Raw genomic sequence first — 17,482 nt, 5'->3', positions numbered from 1 at the left:
ACGGCTGATACGCTAGAACCCTGCCATGACACGCCTGATCCTGACCCTGCCTTTGATGGCCCTGTTTCAATGCGACAGGGATGAATCCGTTGCCGCCTATGGCGCAGCAGACCGGACATGGGCGCTGCAGGAAATCGACGGACAGCCCTTTGCCGCCAGCGCCCTGCTGCGGTTCCCAGAAGAGGGCAGGATAACCGGAAATGCCCCCTGCAACAGCTATGACGGCACGCTGAACGCGCCCTACCCGTGGTTCGAAATTCAGGACCTGAGAGCAACGCGGGCCGCCTGCGCCGGGCTTGAGGCCGAAGGGGTCTATTTCGCCGCCCTTTTGGCCATGACCCAATCCGAAGTGTCGGGTGATGTGCTGATCTTGCGCAATGAGGACGGGCACGAGATGGTGTTCACAGCCGCCGAGTGACCTGATCCACGAACCGCGCGCGCGCCTCGGGCAGTGGGTTATGCCCCAGCGCGGGGGCGACGCGGTGGTTCAGGAAATATCCGGTTGTGCGCAAAGCTTCGGCAATCTCGGCATCCGGCGCGGTGCCTTCACCCCGCAGACAGGGCGGCAGCGGCAACATCTTGTCTGCCCATTCCCCGACCCCTTTGGCACTGACGGCGCGCCCGGTCTTGGGCGACACATAGACCAGCCCCTCGGTCGTGCCGGTCGCGGCGCAGGCGGTCAGGTCAAGGCCAAAGCCAAGTTCGTCCAGCAACGCCAGTTCCCATCGCAGGTAGGCCAGCGGCCAGATCTCATCCTGTCCCAACAGGTCCATCAACCGCTCGGTTCGGGTATAGAGCGCCGGGTGCGCTTCCCGCTCGGGCAGGCAGGAGGACAAAAGCGACACGACGGCGTTCAGCCCGGACAGGGCCAGCCGCCCGGAAAACGCCGCCGCCGCGCGCGAGCGCAGGGGTTCGACCTGAAAGGTGCCGATATGTTCCTCCAGCCGCGCACGCCACAGCACATCCAGTTGCGCGCCGGGTTGCAGGATGGGTGCGATCTTGCGGCTGGTCCCGCCCCGCACCACACCAGCATGACGCCCGTGGGATTCGGTAAAGACCTCGATAATCGCCGAGGTTTCGCCGTGGCGGCGAGAGGTCAGTAGGATGCCGTGATCGCGCCAGTCCAATTCGGGGTCCTGTCCGTGATAAGTTGTGGTGTTCCCAGAAAATCGTGAAGGGTTCCGTTCTGCAATGGTTTTGCGCATCAAACGCGGAAAGATACGTGAATCGCCTGGTCCGACGGGAGGGGGCTAGGCATCTATGCGGACAAACCTTCCTGTCAAACCAACTTACAAAAGATTGCTCGTCTTTCCTGGTGAAATGTGTTTTTTGAACCTGTATCTGCAAGGTTGGAAGCAATGGATATTGAAACGGTTTACGCAGAAACTAAAGCGGTATTCCAAATTTTGCTGAATTCCAGTTTTTTGAACAGTTGCGATAACTTCAGGGAAAAGCTCGTTGCACTATCGGCTGTTACGTCTGATTTTTTCTTTGTTTGCGAACTTCTCTATGAAAATCAAAGGCTGGCAGGTTCACAGAAATACTCCTTTCAGCATTGTGTTATGTCGCATGCGATTATCGTTGCGATGCACTTATCGGAAACCCTTACACTCGACGAATTGGACAAGCATGCTGTCCTGGCCAGATACGCTGAAGACTGGGAATCTTCCCAAAATCAATAGGTAACTTTGGGCTCAAAGCCGACATTCGCCCGGCCCGCTACTCCAGCCCCTCTTCACCCAGCAGGTGCCGGCCTTGCCGGTCTTCAACCTCGATCACCCAGAGGTCGGGGTCAAAGCTGCGCTGGCGCTGGATGGCATGATCCACATCGCCTTCAAGGCCAGAGGAAAGTTCAACCCATTTCCGTTCACCGCTCATCAGATCAAAGCTGCGTTGGAAGGCGGTGGCCTGCCCGTCGAGCGTGTTGAGCTTGACCAGAACCGCGCCCGCGGTGTCATCGCCATGGGCCACGACAAAGGCGGGGATTTCCTGAAACCGGAGCCGCGCCAGATAGGCGTGCACCCAGAAATCAGCGGTCAGGCGGGTCATGCGTTGCCGTCTTTGAAATCCAGACCCATTTCCGAATAGCGCTCGGATTCCTCAAGCCAGTTGGGCCGGACTTTCACTTGCAGGAACAGGTGGATCTTGCGGTCGAGGAACTCTTCCAGTTCCGCCCGCGCGGCCTGACTGACGGCCTTGATCGTCTCGCCCTTCTTGCCGAGAACGATGCCCTTGTGGCCGTCGCGCATGACATAGATGATCTGATCGATTCTGGCCGAGCCGTCCTTGCGTTCTTCCCAGGTCTCGGTCTCGACCGTCAGTTGGTAGGGCAGTTCCTGATGCAGGCGCAGGGTCAGCTTCTCGCGCGTCATTTCAGCGGCGATCATGCGCAGGGGCAGATCGGCGATCTGATCTTCGGGATACAACCACGGGCCTTCGGGCAATTCGCCCGCCAGCCATTTGCGCAGGTCGTCGACGCCGTGGCCTTTTTCGGCCGAGATCATGAAAGTTTCGGCAAAGGGGTAGCGCGCGTTCAGGTCGCTGGTCAGCGCCAGCAGTTTCTCGGACGGCACCTTGTCGATCTTGTTGATCGCCAGCGCGATGGTGCGGCCCTGCCCGATCTCGGCCAGCCCTTCGAGGATGCGTTCAACCCCTTCGGTGATGCCGCGATGCGCCTCGACCATCAGCACGACGATATCGGCATCGGCGGCCCCGCCCCAGGCGGCAGCGACCATGGCACGGTCCAGACGGCGACGCGGTTTGAACAGGCCCGGCGTGTCCACAAAGACCAGTTGCGCATCGCCTTCCATCGCAACGCCCCGGATACGGGCGCGTGTGGTCTGCACCTTATGGGTCACGATCGAGACCTTTGCCCCGACCATGCGGTTCAGGAGGGTGGATTTGCCTGCGTTGGGCTCTCCGATCAGGGCGATAAATCCGGCGCGTGTGGTCATGTGTCTGGCAATCCTGTCTGCAACTGCGCCCCCCTATAGCAGAAAGGGGCGGCGGGCCAGAGGGATTTGTCGCATTGCGGCCCTGCGTTTGCGGTGGCAGGACAGGCGCAGGTGCCCAGCCAGTTCCAGCCCGGCCGCAAATCCTTTCAATGAGGTTGTCATGAAACGTCGCGAGTTTCTTCTTGGAAGCGGCGCCGCCGCAGGTGCGTTTGGGTTGGGCGGATGGTCGCTGGCGGCAGGTGATGCAGCACAGGAACTGGTGCTGCAACCCGCCAGTTACCGGCTGCGAGAACAGCTTACCGCGGGGATGGTCAGCCTCTCGCCCGATGCGCCGCCGCCGGTTCTGTTTGGGCGACAGGGCGAGCCTATGCGGCTGAGCGTGCGCAACACCTTGCCGGATTATACCTCGATGCACTGGCACGGGTTGCGTATTCGAAACGAGATGGACGGGGTACCCTACCTGACCCAGATGCCCATCGGCGAGGGTGAACGTTTCACCTATGAATTCACACCACCGGATGCGGGGACCTACTGGTATCACCCCCATTGCATGACGATGGAGCAGATGGCGCGCGGGCTGACCGGCGTGATGGTGATTGCCGAGCCGGACGAGTCGGGGTTCGACAGCGAACAGGTGATCAATCTGCGGGATTTCCGTCTGGACGAGGATGACGCGTTCCTGCCTGCCTATACGGCGCGGGGTGCGGCGCGGGCGGGCACGTTTGGTACAGTGCAGACCGCCAACTGGCAGAGCGAGGCGGTCTATGAGCATGCGGCGGGCAGTCTGGTGCGGCTGCGGGTGGTCAACACGGACACGACCCGCATCTACAAGCTGCATCCCGAGGGGGCCGAGACCCGGATCATCGCGTGGGACGGGCATCCGGTCGAGATCGACCTACCGGTGCCAACGGCGGATGAACCGCTGTTGCTGGGCCCCGGTCAGCGGGTGGATTTTGCCGTCCGGATGCCCGAGGGCGAAGGGCAGACGGCGGACCTGATGGCCAAGTTTCCCGGCCAGCCGCACCGCGCCATGGCGCGCTTGCGGGCTACTGGCACATCAGCGGCGCGCGATCTGAGAGAGCTGCGCCCGCTGCGTGCAAATCCCGTTGCGCGCCCCGATCCGGACCGTGCGGAATTGCATGAGTTCGTCTTTGGCTGGACGCCGGAGGGCGGTGCCCCGAATGACGGGTTCTGCGGCACGCTGGGGTATAGTTTCTGGTCGATCAACCGCAAACCCTGGCCGGGCGATGCGGCGCAGGGCACCGGGCCGCTGGCAGTATTGGAACAGGGAAAAAGTTATGTCCTGCGGTTGCGCAACGAGTCGCCGAACCTGCATCCGATCCACCTGCACGGGCTGGCCTTCGTGCCGCTGCGATCCAACCTGCGCATCCTGCCACCACTGATGACGGACACGATGCTGCTGTTGAAGGATGAGGTGGCGGATATAGCGCTGGTGGCGGACAACCCCGGCGACTGGGCGTTTCATTGCCATGTGATCGAACATCAGAAAACCGGGCTGACCGGGTTCATCCGGGTGGTTTGAACGATGAAACCCGTCGGCCCGACACCGAACCGGCGGGTTGAACGGATCAGATCACGGGTGACGGCGCAGGATGGGGTTCAGCACGGCCACAAACACGATGCCGTACAAAACGTGTCCGATCAGCGCGACCCATGTGATGCCGACAAAGTTCAGGAACGGCGGCAGACCTGCAAAGGTCGTGACACCTCCGATAGCAAATACCCACAGACCGAAACCATAGATTGCCGAGGCAACAAACATGTGGACCGGGCCCAGAACCTTGACCCAGATTGGCTGGAAAACAAGGAACCAGCCCAAAGGATAGGCAATCAGGCCGACAATGTAGAAATGCACGAAGAAACCCAGAAAAGCGTTGCTGGGAAGGCCCAGACTGGACAGCAAACTCTGCGCCAGACCTTCGGGTGACAGGTTGGCCCAGCCGATGCCTGGGCTGACGACCTGCCCCCAGAAATCGAAGGCCATGGTTGCCACAAACCCGGCAATGAACAGAAAGCCGATATTGACGAGCGAGAGTTTTGCACGTTGCATTGGATTGCCTTTATCCGTTGTTTCTCAAGTGCTTTGACCTGTCGCAGTCAGACTGATGCCAAAGCAGTTAACACCCAGATACATGTCTCGGGTCGTGGCGGCTATAGTCTTCAAGTTTGATTGAAACTTGTGACAGGCCGGGCGGCAGCACCGATCAGCTGACCCGATCCAGCAACGCCTTGGCGGCCGCCTGTTCGGCCTGGCGCTTGGAGCCTGCGGTGGCTTGTGCCTCGGTTCCGTCCTGAAGGCGGGCGGCGATTGTGAAGACGGGGGCGTGGTCGGGGCCGCTGCGTTTGACCTCGACATAGCTGGGTGGTTTCTGACCGCGCGCCTGCGCCCATTCCTGAAGCGCGGTTTTGGCGTCGCGGGCGTCGGCCTCGACCTTGTAGATACGGTCGCCCCAGAGGGCGAGAATAACATCGCGGGCAGCTTCGAACCCGGCGTCGCGGTAGATGGCGGCAATCACCGCCTCCATCGCGTCGCCCAGCAGCGCCTGTTTGCGGCGCCCACCCGAGAGCATCTCGGACCGGCCCAGTTTCAGCACCGCGCCCAGATCGATCTGGCGGGCGACATCTGCGCAGGCCTCTTTCCGGACCAGAGCGTTGAACCGGGGCGCAAGCTGGCCTTCGGAGGCTTTCTTGTCGGCCTCAAGCAGCGCGGTGGCCATGACAAGACCCAGCACCCGGTCGCCCAGAAATTCAAGCCGCTGATTGTCGGGCCGGGTCGACGATGAGACCGAGCCGTGGGTCAGCGCACGCACCAGCAGCTCGGGGTTGGCAAATTCATACCCCAAACGCTGCTGAAACGCCTTTATCTCGGCTGAGAGCTTCAATTGACCGCCTTGAAGAAGCGATCCCCGCGCCAGGTCCAGAAGAACAGCATCGACCGGCCGGCAGACGAGAACATGATCCGGTCGGCGCGACCGATCAGGTTTTCGTAAGGCACATAGCCAACCCCGCCAGCGGATTGCGGCAGGCGGCTGTCAGCCGAGTTGTCGCGGTTGTCGCCCATGAAGAAATAATGGCCCTCGGGCACAGTATAGATGCCGGTATTGTCCGAGCCCTGATTGCCGATATTCAGCACGTCATAGGTGACGCCGTTGGGCAGGGTTTCGATCAGGCGCGACTTTTCACAGGCGCCGCCAACGCCAACGGGGCCGTTTTCGCAGCGTGGGCGCAGGCGTTGCGGGCCCTGTGGTTCGGCGATTTCGGTGAATATGCCGTCAGGCTGTTGCGGAACCGGTGTGCCGTTGAGGATGATCTGCCCCTCGCGGACCTGAATGCGGTCGCCCGGCAGGCCGATCAGGCGCTTGATATAGTCGCGCCCGCTGACCGGGTGGCGGAAGACAATGACGTCGCCGCGCACGGGATCGCCGCCCCAGATGCGGCTTCCGTCGTCGCCCTGCATCCAGCCACAGAGATCTTCGGCGTCGATATTCAGGCCGACACTGGGGATGATCAGGCTGGGACATGAGGCGTAGGAATAGCCGTAGGCCATCTTGTTGACGAAGAGGAAATCGCCGATCAGCAGCGTCTGCTTCATCGAACCGGACGGAATCCAGAACGGTTGAAAGAAGAGGGTCCGGAACACGCCCGCGATCAGCAGGGCATAGACGATGGTCTTGATCGTTTCCCAGACGCCGCTTCCGGTTTTGGCTTCCTCGGCCATACTGCTCTCTCCAGTTCTCTGTGCTTGGCTTCGCTGCTACATGCGGGGGGGATGGGGTCAAGTCAAGGCTGTGTGACGTGATCTTGCAGGGGACGCGCCTCGATCACGACAAAGGCCTGTGCCCAGGGGTGGTCATCGGTCAGGGTGACGTGGATGATCGCCTCGTGACCTGCGGGGGTCAGCTCGTTCAGGCGTTCGGCGGCCCAGCCGGTGACATGCATCACCGGCTGCCCGGTGCGCAGGTTGGTGACGGCCATGTCTTTCCACGAAATGCCCATGCGCAGGCCGGTGCCGAGCGCCTTGGAACATGCCTCTTTCGCGGCCCAGCGTTTGGCATAAGTGCCTGCGGTATCCGCGCGGCGTTCGGCCTTGCGCTGTTCGGTGTCAGTAAAGACACGGTTGCGGAACCGGTCGCCGAACCGGTCGAGCGTACCCTGAATGCGGTCGATGTTTGCAAGGTCTGTGCCGATGCCGAGGATCATATGGCTCTCATTTCTCTGGTCGGGCCAATCAACGGCAATTGATGACCACACGCAAGCGGTTGGTTGCCGCATTCCGTGATATACTTTACCGGAATGTTCAATTTTTACGTTTGTGCGGGGGACGCAATGTCGAAAATTCCGTTCATGGCGATTGCGGTGGCTGGCATTGTCGTAAGCACCGTTTTACACGCTTTTGCACAGGATTGCGGAACCGGGGAAACCCCCTGTCAGGTTGGAGAGGTGTCCTATCGGGTGGTTCTGCCGGATGCCGCGCCCAAGCCGCCAGCTGTTATCTATCTGCATGGCTATGGGGCAACGGCGAATTCAGCCGTAAATCTTTCCGGCCTCGCGGCGGCCTTTACCGACCGCGGCATCGCCTTTATCGCGCCGAACGGTCAGGTCGACATTGGAAATCCCAAGGCGCTGGATTGGGGGGTGCATGATGGCTATCGCTGGCCGCGGGATGATCTGGCCGCGCTGGAGCAGATCAAGGAAGACGCCATTGCCCGTTTCGACCTGAACGCAGATCGCATTATGCTGGCGGGGTATTCACGCGGCGGATCACTGGTTTGGGACAAGGCCTGCACGGATCATTCCTTTGCCTTTGCCTATGCCTCGGCATCAGGGGCTTTTTGGGAGCCGATGTGGCGACGGTGCAGCGGCCCGGTTCACATGCATCATTCGCACGGCTTTGCAGACCGGACCGTCCCGCTGGAGGGACGTTTTGTGACCTTTGGGGACTATGATTTCGAACAGGGTAGCGTTTTGAAATCCATTGAAATTCTGACCAGAACCAATGGATGCGGGCAGATGGCGAACAGCGTTTCAACAGAAGGTGCATCCTGGCGAAAGAAGTGGACCGAGTGTCAGGACGGCTCTGTCACCCTGTCGCTGGGGCCACATGGTCACGGCAGGCAACCCGGTTGGGCAAATGCTGTTGCGGAATGGTTTCTGGAAATCTCGAGCGCGCCCTAGCGCCTCCACCGGCATTTGCCGAAATCAACTTGCCTGCTTTACGACAACCGCACCGTCAAAATCTTGTAACTCGCCAGGCCAAAAAACCCGGCAAAGGCGAAATCGAACCAGCGGCGGGCGCGGCGGTAGGTGCGGACCATGCGGGCGGATGAGAACAAAAACGCATAGCCGATGAAGATCAGCAGCGATCCTGCGTACAGCATGGCGAAATAGCCCAGCAGCATCGGCAGGTTGGCATCGCTTGGCGCGACGATGGCATAGATCGACCCCCAGCTGAGGATTGCCTTGGGGTTGGTCAGGTGGATCGCCGCGCCTTTGGCAAAAACCGTGGGCAGCGTGCCGGTGACCGGTTTACCCAGGGCGACCTCATCATCCGAGGTCATCGCGCGTTTCAGGGCCTTCAGCGCCAGCCAGCCCAGATAGGCCACGCCGACATAGCGGATCACCTCGAACAGCCAGACATTGGCCAGCATGACCGCCGACAAGCCCAGCGCCGCGGCAATGCCCCAGGCGGCCGATCCAGCGCAGATGCCAAGGGCAAAGGCCAGCCCGGCGGTGCGGCCTTCGGTCATGGCGGTTCCGGCAATGCCCATCGTGGCCGGGCCCGGAGATCCCCCGGCCATGAGCCAGGCGAACCAGATGGCGATAAAGCCGGAGGTGATCACGCGCGCGCCTCGTCCATCAGGCGGCGCATCTCCCGAATGGCGGGGGTGAGACCCAGGAAGATCGCCTCACCAATCAGGAAATGCCCGATGTTCAATTCCATGACCTCGGGGAAAGCGGCAACCGGCTTTACGGAGTCATAGGTCAGGCCATGGCCTGCATGGACCTCGAGCCCCAGCGAATGGGCAAAGGTGGACATCTGGCGCAGCGATTCAAGCTCGCGCGCGGCGGCGTCCATACGTCCTTCGGCATGGGCGTCGCAATAGGCACCGGTGTGCAGTTCGATCACCTCGGCACCGATGCGGTGCGCGGCCTCGATCTGACGCTGATCCGCGGCGATGAAGATCGACACGCGGCACCCGGCCTCGCGCAGGGGGGCGATGAAATGGGCCAGCTTGTTTTCCTCGCGCGCGACTTCGAGCCCGCCTTCGGTGGTGCGTTCCTCGCGCTTTTCGGGAACGATACAGACGGCGTGCGGTTTGTGGCGCAGGGCGATTTTCTGCATCTCTTCGGTGGCGGCCATTTCAAAGTTCAGAGGCACCGACAGAACCTCCATCAGCCCGTCGATATCGGCGTCCGAGATATGGCGGCGGTCTTCGCGCAGATGCGCGGTGATGCCGTCGGCGCCGGCCTCCTCTGCCAGCTTGGCGGCGCGCAGCGGGTCAGGATAGGCCCCGCCGCGCGCGTTGCGCACGGTGGCGACATGATCGATATTCACACCCAGACGCAGACGGCTTTCGGACATCATTTGGTTCCTTTTGCAGATTTTCGCCCCGACCTTAGCGATCTTGGCGCGGGACCGGCAGGTGTTTCTTCGGCCCGGCGTTTGATTTCTTCAAACTTTGCCTTGATCTTGGCGCGGCGGCGCAGCTGGTAGGTCAGGATCAGCGGCAGGCTGAGGTAGTAGCAGATGATGCCCGCCACGATACCGGGAATGATGCCGCCAATCATGTAGGGATAGAAAACGTCATCGTAGAACTGACCCAGCCCGTGCCAGTCGGCCACGCGGTCCGTGAACAGGGCAAGAAGATTGTCCTTGAGGTCGCCGATGGCGTCGGCAAACTTGCCCATCAGCCCCTGCGTGTCGCCTTCTTCATATTCGGTGCCCAGCAGGAAATGCCCGGTTTGCAGGCAGATCACCCCAATCGGGACATAGGTCAGGGGGTTGCCGAAGAACGTACCGCTGAGCGCGGCCAGAATATTGCCCTTGATCAGCCGCGCACCAATTGCGGCGACCAGAAAGTGCAGCCCATAAAACGGCGTGAAGGATGCGAAAACGCCCGCCCCGATGCCGCGGGCAATCCGGTCAGGGGAATCCGGCAGGCGGCGGACACGGTGTTTGACATAGTGGAAGGCGCGGGTCCATCCGCCACGCGGATAGACGAGTTCCGAAGCGACCTGAACAGGAGAGCGTCGGTCTCGGCGCTTGAATACCACCCGTGATCACCCCTTCTCAGCCAGCCGCGGTCGCGGTTTTGGTCCGGTCCCGATAACGCTCGACCGCTGCAACGTCGCTTTCAGCCTCAAGCATCAGCATCAGCGAATGCAACTGTTCAAGGTCGCGCAGTTCGACATTGATCAGCAGGCGGTAAAAATCCGGTTTGCGGTCCACAAATTCCAAGTTTGAGATATTGGCCTTTTTCTCGCCGATCAATGTGCAAATGCGCCCCAGAACCCCGGCATCGTTGCCGATGGTCAGATCCAGTGTCGCCCCATAGACGGCCGGGTGCGTGCCAGAATGCCAATGCAGATCGACCCAGCGTTCCGGCTCGCTTTCATATTGGCTGAGCTTGTCGCAGTCGATGGCGTGCACCACAACACCCTTGCCCCGGTAGGTGATGCCGACGATCCGTTCGCCCGGCAGCGGCTGGCAGCAGGGCGCGCGGTCGAATTTCTGGCCGGGCTCAAGACCGATCACCGCGCGCCGCAGCGGGATGGCATCGCCGTCATCCTGAGCCAGTTCTGGATAAACGGCCTGAACCACCTCATGAGCGGTCAGTTCGGCACTGCCCAGACGGGCCAGCAATTCATGCCGGTCTTTCAGGCGCAGGTGCTTGGCGGCGGTATCAAGCGCCTTGTCGGTGGCCTTGCGACCCACATGGTCAAAGCCCGAGCGCGCCAGTTCCTTGCCCAGCTTGATGAACCGTTCGCGATCCACCTCGCGCAGGGCGCGGCGGATGGCGGTACGGGCCTTGCCGGTGACGGCGATCTCAAGCCACGTGACCTGCGGTGTCTGCCCGTCAGCGGTGATGATATCCACGGACTGGCCGTTCTTCATCCGCGTCCAGAGCGGCACACGAATGCCATCGACCTTGGCCCCCACGCAGGCATGGCCGATCCGGGTGTGGATGGCATAGGCGAAATCGATCGGGGTCGCACCGCGCGGCAGTTTCACCACGTCGCCCTTGGGGGTGAAGCAAAAGACCTGGTCCGAATACATCTCGAGCTTGACGGCTTCGAGGAAATCTTCGTGATCATCCTCGTTGTCAAATTGCTCGGTCAGGTTGGATATCCACTTCGCCGGGTCGACGGCAAAGGGGTTTTCCGTGCGCACCCCGTCCCGGTAGGACCAGTGCGCCGCAACGCCGGTTTCGGCCACATCGTGCATCTGGCGGGTGCGGATCTGAACCTCGACCCGTTTGCCGTCGCGCCCTGAAACCGTGGTATGGATTGAACGGTAGCCGTTCGATTTCGGCTGGCTGATATAGTCCTTGAACCGCCCCGGCACCGCGCGCCAGCGCTGATGGATGGCCCCAAGCGTGCGATAGCAGTCTTCTTCCGTCTGCGTGATGATGCGGAACCCGTAGATGTCCGAGAGGCGCGAGAAGCCCTGATCCTTTTCCTGCATCTTGCGCCAGATCGAATAGGGTTTCTTGGCGCGGCCAAAGACTTCGGCCTCAATGCCTGCCTTTTCCAGCTCGTGGCGCATGTCGCCGGTAATGCGGTGGATCACATCGCCGGTTTCGCGTTGCAGCGTGATAAAGCGACGGATGATCGACTGGCGGCCTTCGGGGTTCAGGACGCGGAACGCGAGGTCTTCAAGCTCCTCGCGCATCCATTGCATCCCCATGCGGCCCGCAAGCGGCGCGTAGATATCCATCGTCTCGCGCGCTTTTTGAACCTGCTTTTCGGGCCGCATCGCCTTGATGGTGCGCATGTTGTGCAGACGGTCGGCCAGCTTGACCAGAATGACCCGCAGGTCCTTGGACATGGCCATGAATAGCTTGCGGAAATTCTCGGCCTGCTTGGTTTCGCGGCTGGACAGTTGCAGGTTGGTCAGCTTGGTGACGCCATCGACCAGTTTGGCGACCTCATCCCCGAACAGGTCGGACACCTTGCCGTAATTGGCCTTAGTGTCTTCGATCGTGTCATGCAGCAAAGCCGTAATGATCGTCGCATCATCCAGACGCTGTTCGGTCAGGATGGCGGCAACGGCAACAGGGTGGGTAAAATAGGGTTCGCCAGAGTGGCGGAATTGCCCTGCGTGCATCTGCTGGCCAAACTCATAGGCCAGCGCGAGACGTTCGGCATTCGTCTTGGGATTGTAGTTGCGGACCAGCGCAATCAGATCGTCAGCAGAAATCATCCGGCCCGCACCTTCGTCTTTGGAGCTTACCCCTGCCCTTGAGCCTCCATCAGAGCGCGCAGGAGCTTTTCTTCGGACATGTCGTCCATCGCAGGCTTGTCCGACTCGGCACCCATCAGCAGCGCCATCTGATCTTCTTCCGGCTCATCAACCTCGATCTGGGTCTGGTTGGCCTCGATCAGGCGTTCGCGCAGGGCGTCCGCGCCTTGGGTCTCGTCGGCGATTTCGCGAAGGGACACGACAGGGTTCTTGTCGTTGTCGCGGTCAACGGTAATCGCGGCACCGGCAGAAATCTCGCGCGCCCGATGGGCGGCCAGCATCACCAGTTCGAACCGGTTTGGAACCTTGTCTACGCAATCTTCAACCGTCACGCGGGCCATTGGGCGCTCTCCGTTTCTGAGTCCATGTCAGGAAGAGGTTTATCTAAGCGCGATTCCGCGCCTTGACAAGCAGGAAATGCTGCATTTGCAGGGATCACAGCGGCGTAACCGCCGCAACCTCGGACGGGGGCAGGTCGGCGACCATCTGGGAAACCGTGCGATCAAGCACAGGGTGGCGCCAGTCGGGCACAATATCCGCCATCGGCACAAGCACAAAAGCGCGGTCCTGAAGGCGCGGATGCGGCAGGATCAACTGTTCCGGTGCTTCTTGCCGCTGTGCCTCGGGCGGCAGAGTCAGCCAGCGGTCGAACAGGGCGCGGTCGGGCAGAATCTGATCGCCATAGCACACAAGATCCAGATCCAGCGTCCGCATTCCCCAGCGCTGCACCCGTTCACGACCGAACTGGTGTTCAACCTCGTGCAGTACGCGCAAAAGCTGGGCCGGGGATTTGTCGGTTTCGATCAGCACAGCCGCATTCACGTAGTCCGGACCAGCGCCAGCGGGGAAGCAGGGTGTCGCAAAAAACCGGCTGACAGAGCGAATCACTACGCCCTGTTGCGAAAGTGCGTCAATTGCGCGCTGTAGCGTTACAGCGGGCCCATTTCCTCTCAGATCGAGATTTGCGCCCAATGCCACAACCGCATTTGGCAAAGAATTGTACATATGCTACCCTATATTCGACACATTGCATACTTGCGATAACCGACAAAAGTTCTAATTATAAGCCCACCAGAGTGCGCCATATTATAACTCACACACCCACTCACTCACGTAACGCGGCGCAATCTGGATTATACCGGAAGGACCTATTTATGTTTTATAAGGACGAACGGCTAGCGCTGTTCATCGACGGCTCGAATCTTTATGCCGCGGCAAAAGCACTCGGTTTTGACATAGACTACAAACTTCTGCGGCAGGAATTCATGCGCCGTGGCAAGTTGCTTCGGGCTTTCTACTATACAGCGCTGCTTGAAAACGACGAGTATTCACCGATCCGCCCATTGGTTGACTGGCTTCATTACAATGGCTTCACCATGGTCACAAAACCGGCCAAGGAATACACCGACAGCATGGGGCGTCGGAAAGTCAAAGGAAACATGGATATCGAGCTGACTGTCGATGCCATGGAACTGGCACCGCGTGTGGATCATATCGTGCTGTTCTCGGGTGACGGGGATTTCCGCCCGCTGATCGCCAGCCTGCAACGTCAGGGCGTTCGCGTGTCGGTCGTGTCAACGATCCGCAGCCAGCCGCCGATGATTTCGGACGAGCTGCGCCGTCAGGCCGACAACTTCATCGAGTTGGAGGATCTGCGTGACGTGATCGGTCGCCCGCCGCGTGAAATGCCGACAGAGCATCGCAGCGTCGCGGTTGCAGGCGGCAGCTGATCCGGCACCACTGCCTGTTGATGGGAAAAATTCGCGCGGTCAGGACCGGAGTCCTGGCCGCGCTTCTTTAACTAAGGATTGGTGCTGAAACATCCTCTGACTAACAACGATTCGTGTCAGATGAATGACAATGTCCTGTCTGGACCAAGGCCAGGAAAAGACTTACCTGTGCCCTAAGGAGACAGCCGAATGACCAAGCCGCCACTGACACTTTACCTGGCCGCCCCCCGCGGGTTCTGCGCCGGTGTGGACCGCGCCATCAAGATCGTTGAAATGGCCCTGCAGAAATGGGGGCCGCCGGTCTATGTGCGCCACGAGATCGTGCATAACAAATTCGTGGTCGACGGGTTGCGGGCCAAAGGGGCTGTGTTTGTCGAAGAACTGCATGAATGCCCCGATGACCGCCCGGTGATCTTTTCCGCCCATGGTGTTCCGAAATCGGTACCCGCCGAAGCCGCGCAACGTGAGATGATCTATGTGGATGCCACCTGTCCCCTGGTGTCGAAGGTTCATGTCGAGGCGCAGCGCCATGCGGATGCGGGATTGCAGATGATCATGATCGGCCACAAGGGCCATCCCGAAACCGTTGGCACGATGGGACAGTTGCCAAAGGGTGATGTGCTGCTGGTCGAAACGGTCGAGGATGTGGCCACCGTGCAGGTGCGCGACCCCGACAAGCTGGCCTTTGTCACCCAGACCACCCTGTCAGTGGATGATACCAAGGACATCATCGCAGCCCTTCAGGACCGGTTCCCGGCCATTGTCGGGCCGCATAAGGAAGACATCTGTTATGCCACCACCAACCGGCAGGAGGCCGTGAAGGCCGTGGCCCCCAAGGCCGATGCGCTTCTGGTTGTGGGAGCTCCGAACTCGTCAAACTCCCGCCGTCTGGTCGAGGTTGCCTCACGCGAGGGGTGCAAATACGCGCAGCTGGTCCAGCGTGCGACCGAGATCGACTGGCGCGCTTTGCAGGGCATCGAAAGCGTTGCGGTGACCGCAGGCGCATCGGCCCCGGAATTGCTGGTGAACGAGGTGATCGACGCCTTCCGCGACCATTACGATGTCACTGTCGAGCCGGTCGAGACCGCAACCGAAAACGTCGAGTTCAAAGTACCGCGCGTGTTGAGGCAACCGGCGTGACCGGCGTGCCGAAGGCGCCGCTTTATCTTGGGTTGGCGGGACTGGTCCCGTTTGTCTGGGGCGCGCTGACATATCTGAACGGCGATCTGAACGACTGGGGCACGCATACATTTGGCCCGCGCTTTGTCGGGCCTTATGTGCAGCTGTTCTATGGCTCGGTCATCCTGAGCTTTATGTCCGGTGTTCTGTGGGGGTTTGCCACCAAGACCTCGAGCAGCAAGGCGGCGCTGTGTTATGGGCTGTCGGTCCTGCCTGCGCTGTGGGCCTTTGCCATGACGGGCGGCGGGCCGGTCACTGCGGGCACCAATCTGATCTACGGGTTCACTGGCTTGCTGCTGCTGGACGCCCTGTTTTCATACTGGCGGCTGACGCCGGTCTGGTGGATGCAGCTGCGTATCCTGCTGACCGCAGTCGTTCTGGCCAGCCTAGCCGTCGGAGTGTACCTGTGAGCGACAAACGCACAATTGATGCCTATACGAAGAGAGTAAACGAATATCTGGCCATTCCTTTGCCAGCCGAACAGCTCAAGACCCGTCAGGATTTTGCCGATGCGGTCGGTGCGGGCGGCTATGTGCTGGATCTGGGGTCAGGACCCGGATCGGACAGCGGTTTCCTGATGCGTCAGGGGCTGAAGGTGCGGGCGCTGGATGCCACCCCCGCCTTTGTCGAACATGCCCGCCGGAACGGGGTGAACGCGCATCTGGGCACGTTCGACGACGTTACCGAAACCGCCGAATATGATGGCGTCTACGCCAGTTTTTCCCTGCTGCACGCGCCGCGTGCGGATTTTCCGCGTCACCTGAAAGCGATCCACACGGCCCTGAAGCCCGGAGGCCAGCTGTTTCTGGGCATGAAGCTGGGCTCGGGCGAGCATCGTGACGATCTGGACCGCTATTACACCTATTACTCGGAAGCCGAAATCCGAGAGGCGCTGACCCAGGCCGGGTTCACGGTTGACCGCGCGGTCGAAGGAATGGGCAAGGGTCTGGCCGGGTCGTACGACGGGTTTATTCTGGTGTTCGCCCATGCCTGAGTTGTTTGCCTATACAGATGGCGCCTGTTCCGGCAATCCCGGCCCCGGAGGCTGGGGCGTGCTGCTGCGCGCGAAGAACGGGGACAGGGTTCTGAAAGAGCGGGAACTGAACGGGGGCGAGGCCGAGACGACCAACAACCGGATGGAGTTGCTGGCTGCCATCAGCGCGCTTGAGACGCTGGAGCGCCCGTCGAAGATCACCATTGTCACCGACAGCGCCTATGTGAAGAACGGCGTCACCGGCTGGATATTCGGCTGGAAGCGGAATGGCTGGAAAACCTCGAACAAGAAGCCGGTCAAGAATGTCGATCTGTGGCAGCGTCTGGACGAGGCGCAGGAACGACATGATGTGACATGGGAATGGGTCAAGGGCCATGCGGGCCATCCCGAAAACGAAAAGGCCGATGAACTGGCCCGCGCAGGCATGGCGCCCTTCAAGCCGAAAAAGGCGCAGGCGTGAGCGCGCTGACGCTGCTGGATTATGCCTCGGTTCTGATCTTTGCGCTGACCGGGGCGCTGGTGGCCAGCCGGGCGCAGCTGGATCTGGTGGGTTTTGCTTTCATGGCCTGCCTGACCGCAGTTGGCGGCGGCACGGTACGCGACCTGCTGCTGGACCGGCACCCGATCTTCTGGGTCGGCCAGCCGGATTACATCCTGATCGCCGTCGCGGCGGCGGTGTTTGTGTTCTTTACCGCCCATCTGGTGGAAAGCCGCTATAACTGGCTGGTCTGGCTGGACAGTTTCGCGCTGTCGGTCGCCGTTGCGGCCGGAACCGGTGCCGCGCTGTCACTGGATCAGCCCGGTATCATCGTCGTGCTGATGGGTGTGACGACCGGGTGTCTGGGCGGGCTGATGCGCGACGTGGTCTGCAACGAGGTGCCGCTGGTGCTGAAACAGGGCGAACTTTACGTCTCGTGCGCGTTTGTGGGGGCGTTGACGGCGGTCCTTGCGGTCAGACTGGGGCTGGAGCCTGCCTTTGTGCTGGGTCTGTGCGCCCTTGTGTGCTGGGCCTTGCGGGCCGGGTCGCTGGTGTTTGGTTGGCAGTTGCCCGTCTACAAAAGCCGCCCGCCCCGAAACTGAACCTGTCGGTGGACGCGACCGGGGCGGGCTGATAGCTGTTTGGAACGCGCAGCCCGGAGGC

The 17,482-nt window shown here is 60.8% G+C and carries 24 protein-coding genes; 10 read left to right on the top strand and 14 right to left on the bottom strand.

All coding sequences use genetic code 11. From position 1 onward, the window contains the following. Positions 1–25 precede the first annotated feature (25 nt). On the top strand, positions 26–418 hold the full coding sequence (locus ACR0NZ_RS13385) for an META domain-containing protein (protein WP_480507408.1): 393 nt from the start codon (positions 26–28) through the stop codon (positions 416–418). Here ACR0NZ_RS13385 and recO read toward each other — a convergent pair. Further along, positions 402–1,127 carry a DNA repair protein RecO gene (gene recO / locus ACR0NZ_RS13380; RefSeq protein WP_480519485.1) on the bottom strand — a complete coding sequence of 242 codons (726 nt, stop codon included), beginning with the start codon at positions 1,125–1,127 and terminating at the stop codon, positions 402–404. The genes ACR0NZ_RS13385 and recO overlap by 17 nt on opposite strands. 231 nt (positions 1,128–1,358) lie before the next feature. On the opposite strand from recO, the gene ACR0NZ_RS13375 reads away from it, so the two are divergent. Beyond that, positions 1,359–1,682 carry a hypothetical protein gene (locus ACR0NZ_RS13375; RefSeq protein ID WP_480519483.1) on the top strand — a complete coding sequence of 108 codons (324 nt, stop codon included), beginning with the start codon at positions 1,359–1,361 and terminating at the stop codon, positions 1,680–1,682. 37 nt (positions 1,683–1,719) lie between these two features. Here ACR0NZ_RS13375 and ACR0NZ_RS13370 read toward each other — a convergent pair whose 3' ends face one another. From ACR0NZ_RS13370 to ACR0NZ_RS13360, 3 genes are read right to left on the bottom strand one after another with little or no spacing between them, the layout of a single operon-like run. After that, positions 1,720–2,049: a DUF1491 family protein gene (locus tag ACR0NZ_RS13370; RefSeq protein WP_480519481.1), complete on the bottom strand. Its 330-nt coding sequence runs from the start codon at positions 2,047–2,049 to the stop codon at positions 1,720–1,722. Continuing rightward, a complete protein-coding gene (gene era / locus ACR0NZ_RS13365; RefSeq protein WP_480519479.1) occupies positions 2,046–2,954 on the bottom strand; it encodes a GTPase Era in 909 nt (302 codons plus the stop codon). The genes ACR0NZ_RS13370 and era overlap by 4 nt, the downstream gene beginning before the upstream one ends. A 33-nt stretch (positions 2,955–2,987) precedes the next feature. Beyond that, a complete protein-coding gene (locus ACR0NZ_RS13360; RefSeq protein ID WP_480494628.1) occupies positions 2,988–3,116 on the bottom strand; it encodes a hypothetical protein in 129 nt (42 codons plus the stop codon). On the opposite strand from ACR0NZ_RS13360, the gene ACR0NZ_RS13355 reads away from it, so the two are divergent. After that, positions 3,115–4,497 carry a multicopper oxidase family protein gene (locus ACR0NZ_RS13355; protein ID WP_480519477.1) on the top strand — a complete coding sequence of 461 codons (1,383 nt, stop codon included), beginning with the start codon at positions 3,115–3,117 and terminating at the stop codon, positions 4,495–4,497. The two genes, ACR0NZ_RS13360 and ACR0NZ_RS13355, sit on opposite strands and share 2 nt — an antisense overlap. Positions 4,498–4,548: 51 nt before the next feature. Here the strand turns inward: ACR0NZ_RS13355 and ACR0NZ_RS13350 are convergent, their stop codons facing one another. The 4 genes from ACR0NZ_RS13350 to acpS form a co-directional block, all read right to left on the bottom strand. Further along, positions 4,549–5,025 (bottom strand): hypothetical protein, encoded by a 477-nt coding sequence (locus ACR0NZ_RS13350; protein WP_480473869.1) that lies wholly within the window; start codon positions 5,023–5,025, stop codon positions 4,549–4,551. A gap of 154 nt (positions 5,026–5,179) precedes the next feature. Continuing rightward, positions 5,180–5,857, bottom strand: a complete 678-nt coding sequence (rnc, locus tag ACR0NZ_RS13345; RefSeq protein ID WP_480494632.1) for a ribonuclease III — start codon at positions 5,855–5,857, stop codon at positions 5,180–5,182. Continuing rightward, positions 5,854–6,693 (bottom strand): signal peptidase I, encoded by an 840-nt coding sequence (lepB, locus tag ACR0NZ_RS13340; RefSeq protein ID WP_480473873.1) that lies wholly within the window; start codon positions 6,691–6,693, stop codon positions 5,854–5,856. The genes rnc and lepB overlap by 4 nt, the downstream gene beginning before the upstream one ends. Positions 6,694–6,755: 62 nt before the next feature. Further along, positions 6,756–7,175, bottom strand: coding sequence for a holo-ACP synthase (acpS, locus tag ACR0NZ_RS13335; protein WP_209506227.1), 420 nt, complete (start codon positions 7,173–7,175; stop codon positions 6,756–6,758). Between the two features lie 126 nt (positions 7,176–7,301). Between acpS and ACR0NZ_RS13330 the strand changes: the two genes are divergently transcribed. After that, a complete protein-coding gene (locus ACR0NZ_RS13330) occupies positions 7,302–8,150 on the top strand; it encodes a CE1 family esterase (protein WP_480519475.1) in 849 nt (282 codons plus the stop codon). Positions 8,151–8,188: 38 nt separating this feature from the next. Here the strand turns inward: ACR0NZ_RS13330 and ACR0NZ_RS13325 are convergent, their stop codons facing one another. The 6 genes from ACR0NZ_RS13325 to folK form a co-directional block, all read right to left on the bottom strand. Beyond that, positions 8,189–8,815 carry a LysE family translocator gene (locus ACR0NZ_RS13325; protein WP_480519473.1) on the bottom strand — a complete coding sequence of 209 codons (627 nt, stop codon included), beginning with the start codon at positions 8,813–8,815 and terminating at the stop codon, positions 8,189–8,191. After that, positions 8,812–9,558, bottom strand: coding sequence for a pyridoxine 5'-phosphate synthase (locus ACR0NZ_RS13320; protein WP_480483761.1), 747 nt, complete (start codon positions 9,556–9,558; stop codon positions 8,812–8,814). The genes ACR0NZ_RS13325 and ACR0NZ_RS13320 overlap by 4 nt, the downstream gene beginning before the upstream one ends. Then, positions 9,558–10,250 (bottom strand): DUF2062 domain-containing protein, encoded by a 693-nt coding sequence (locus ACR0NZ_RS13315; protein ID WP_480473877.1) that lies wholly within the window; start codon positions 10,248–10,250, stop codon positions 9,558–9,560. Before ACR0NZ_RS13315 ends, ACR0NZ_RS13320 begins: the two co-directional genes overlap by 1 nt. Positions 10,251–10,266: 16 nt before the next feature. Further along, a complete protein-coding gene (locus ACR0NZ_RS13310) occupies positions 10,267–12,399 on the bottom strand; it encodes a RelA/SpoT family protein (RefSeq protein WP_480473878.1) in 2,133 nt (710 codons plus the stop codon). A gap of 26 nt (positions 12,400–12,425) precedes the next feature. Then, a complete protein-coding gene (gene rpoZ, locus ACR0NZ_RS13305; RefSeq protein WP_209506215.1) occupies positions 12,426–12,779 on the bottom strand; it encodes a DNA-directed RNA polymerase subunit omega in 354 nt (117 codons plus the stop codon). Positions 12,780–12,873: 94 nt separating this feature from the next. Further along, a complete protein-coding gene (gene folK / locus ACR0NZ_RS13300) occupies positions 12,874–13,443 on the bottom strand; it encodes a 2-amino-4-hydroxy-6-hydroxymethyldihydropteridine diphosphokinase (protein WP_480519471.1) in 570 nt (189 codons plus the stop codon). 149 nt (positions 13,444–13,592) lie between these two features. Here folK and ACR0NZ_RS13295 point away from each other — a divergent pair, with 149 nt between their 5' ends. The 6 genes from ACR0NZ_RS13295 (at position 13,593) to ACR0NZ_RS13270 (ending at position 17,421) form a co-directional block, all read left to right on the top strand. Further along, positions 13,593–14,168 carry a LabA-like NYN domain-containing protein gene (locus tag ACR0NZ_RS13295; RefSeq protein WP_267364074.1) on the top strand — a complete coding sequence of 192 codons (576 nt, stop codon included), beginning with the start codon at positions 13,593–13,595 and terminating at the stop codon, positions 14,166–14,168. A 189-nt stretch (positions 14,169–14,357) separates the two neighbouring features. Next, positions 14,358–15,308 carry a 4-hydroxy-3-methylbut-2-enyl diphosphate reductase gene (ispH, locus tag ACR0NZ_RS13290; RefSeq protein ID WP_480494643.1) on the top strand — a complete coding sequence of 317 codons (951 nt, stop codon included), beginning with the start codon at positions 14,358–14,360 and terminating at the stop codon, positions 15,306–15,308. Then, complete coding sequence (locus ACR0NZ_RS13285) at positions 15,305–15,757, top strand: DUF3429 domain-containing protein (RefSeq protein WP_480519469.1); 453 nt, start codon at positions 15,305–15,307, stop codon at positions 15,755–15,757. Before ispH ends, ACR0NZ_RS13285 begins: the two co-directional genes overlap by 4 nt. Next, positions 15,754–16,341, top strand: a complete 588-nt coding sequence (locus tag ACR0NZ_RS13280) for a class I SAM-dependent methyltransferase (RefSeq protein WP_480519467.1) — start codon at positions 15,754–15,756, stop codon at positions 16,339–16,341. The genes ACR0NZ_RS13285 and ACR0NZ_RS13280 overlap by 4 nt, the downstream gene beginning before the upstream one ends. Next, on the top strand, positions 16,334–16,801 hold the full coding sequence (gene rnhA / locus ACR0NZ_RS13275) for a ribonuclease HI (protein WP_480519465.1): 468 nt from the start codon (positions 16,334–16,336) through the stop codon (positions 16,799–16,801). Before ACR0NZ_RS13280 ends, rnhA begins: the two co-directional genes overlap by 8 nt. Further along, entirely contained in the window at positions 16,798–17,421 is a 624-nt protein-coding gene (locus tag ACR0NZ_RS13270; protein ID WP_267364069.1) for a trimeric intracellular cation channel family protein, read from the top strand. The genes rnhA and ACR0NZ_RS13270 overlap by 4 nt, the downstream gene beginning before the upstream one ends. Positions 17,422–17,482 lie beyond the last annotated feature (61 nt).

It is taken from the genome of Ruegeria sp. AE3 (assembly GCF_056542225.1).
This window is presented reverse-complemented; position numbering and strand designations above follow the sequence as displayed.

Bases quoted from the DNA above. Each gene is read 5' to 3' on its own strand.
- ACR0NZ_RS13385 (WP_480507408.1), top strand. From the start codon at position 26: ATGACACGCCTGATCCTGACCCTGCCTTTGATGGCCCTGTTTCAATGC.
- ACR0NZ_RS13375 (WP_480519483.1), top strand. From the start codon at position 1,359: ATGGATATTGAAACGGTTTACGCAGAAACTAAAGCGGTATTCCAAATT.
- ACR0NZ_RS13370 (WP_480519481.1), bottom strand. From the start codon at position 2,049: ATGACCCGCCTGACCGCTGATTTCTGGGTGCACGCCTATCTGGCGCGG.
- era (WP_480519479.1), bottom strand. From the start codon at position 2,954: ATGACCACACGCGCCGGATTTATCGCCCTGATCGGAGAGCCCAACGCA.
- ACR0NZ_RS13355 (WP_480519477.1), top strand. From the start codon at position 3,115: ATGAAACGTCGCGAGTTTCTTCTTGGAAGCGGCGCCGCCGCAGGTGCG.
- ACR0NZ_RS13360 (WP_480494628.1), bottom strand. From the start codon at position 3,116: ATGACAACCTCATTGAAAGGATTTGCGGCCGGGCTGGAACTGGCTGGG.
- ACR0NZ_RS13350 (WP_480473869.1), bottom strand. From the start codon at position 5,025: ATGCAACGTGCAAAACTCTCGCTCGTCAATATCGGCTTTCTGTTCATT.
- lepB (WP_480473873.1), bottom strand. From the start codon at position 6,693: ATGGCCGAGGAAGCCAAAACCGGAAGCGGCGTCTGGGAAACGATCAAG.
- acpS (WP_209506227.1), bottom strand. From the start codon at position 7,175: ATGATCCTCGGCATCGGCACAGACCTTGCAAACATCGACCGCATTCAG.
- ACR0NZ_RS13330 (WP_480519475.1), top strand. From the start codon at position 7,302: ATGTCGAAAATTCCGTTCATGGCGATTGCGGTGGCTGGCATTGTCGTA.
- ACR0NZ_RS13320 (WP_480483761.1), bottom strand. From the start codon at position 9,558: ATGTCCGAAAGCCGTCTGCGTCTGGGTGTGAATATCGATCATGTCGCC.
- ACR0NZ_RS13310 (WP_480473878.1), bottom strand. From the start codon at position 12,399: ATGATTTCTGCTGACGATCTGATTGCGCTGGTCCGCAACTACAATCCC.
- rpoZ (WP_209506215.1), bottom strand. From the start codon at position 12,779: ATGGCCCGCGTGACGGTTGAAGATTGCGTAGACAAGGTTCCAAACCGG.
- folK (WP_480519471.1), bottom strand. From the start codon at position 13,443: ATGTACAATTCTTTGCCAAATGCGGTTGTGGCATTGGGCGCAAATCTC.
- ACR0NZ_RS13295 (WP_267364074.1), top strand. From the start codon at position 13,593: ATGTTTTATAAGGACGAACGGCTAGCGCTGTTCATCGACGGCTCGAAT.
- ispH (WP_480494643.1), top strand. From the start codon at position 14,358: ATGACCAAGCCGCCACTGACACTTTACCTGGCCGCCCCCCGCGGGTTC.
- rnhA (WP_480519465.1), top strand. From the start codon at position 16,334: ATGCCTGAGTTGTTTGCCTATACAGATGGCGCCTGTTCCGGCAATCCC.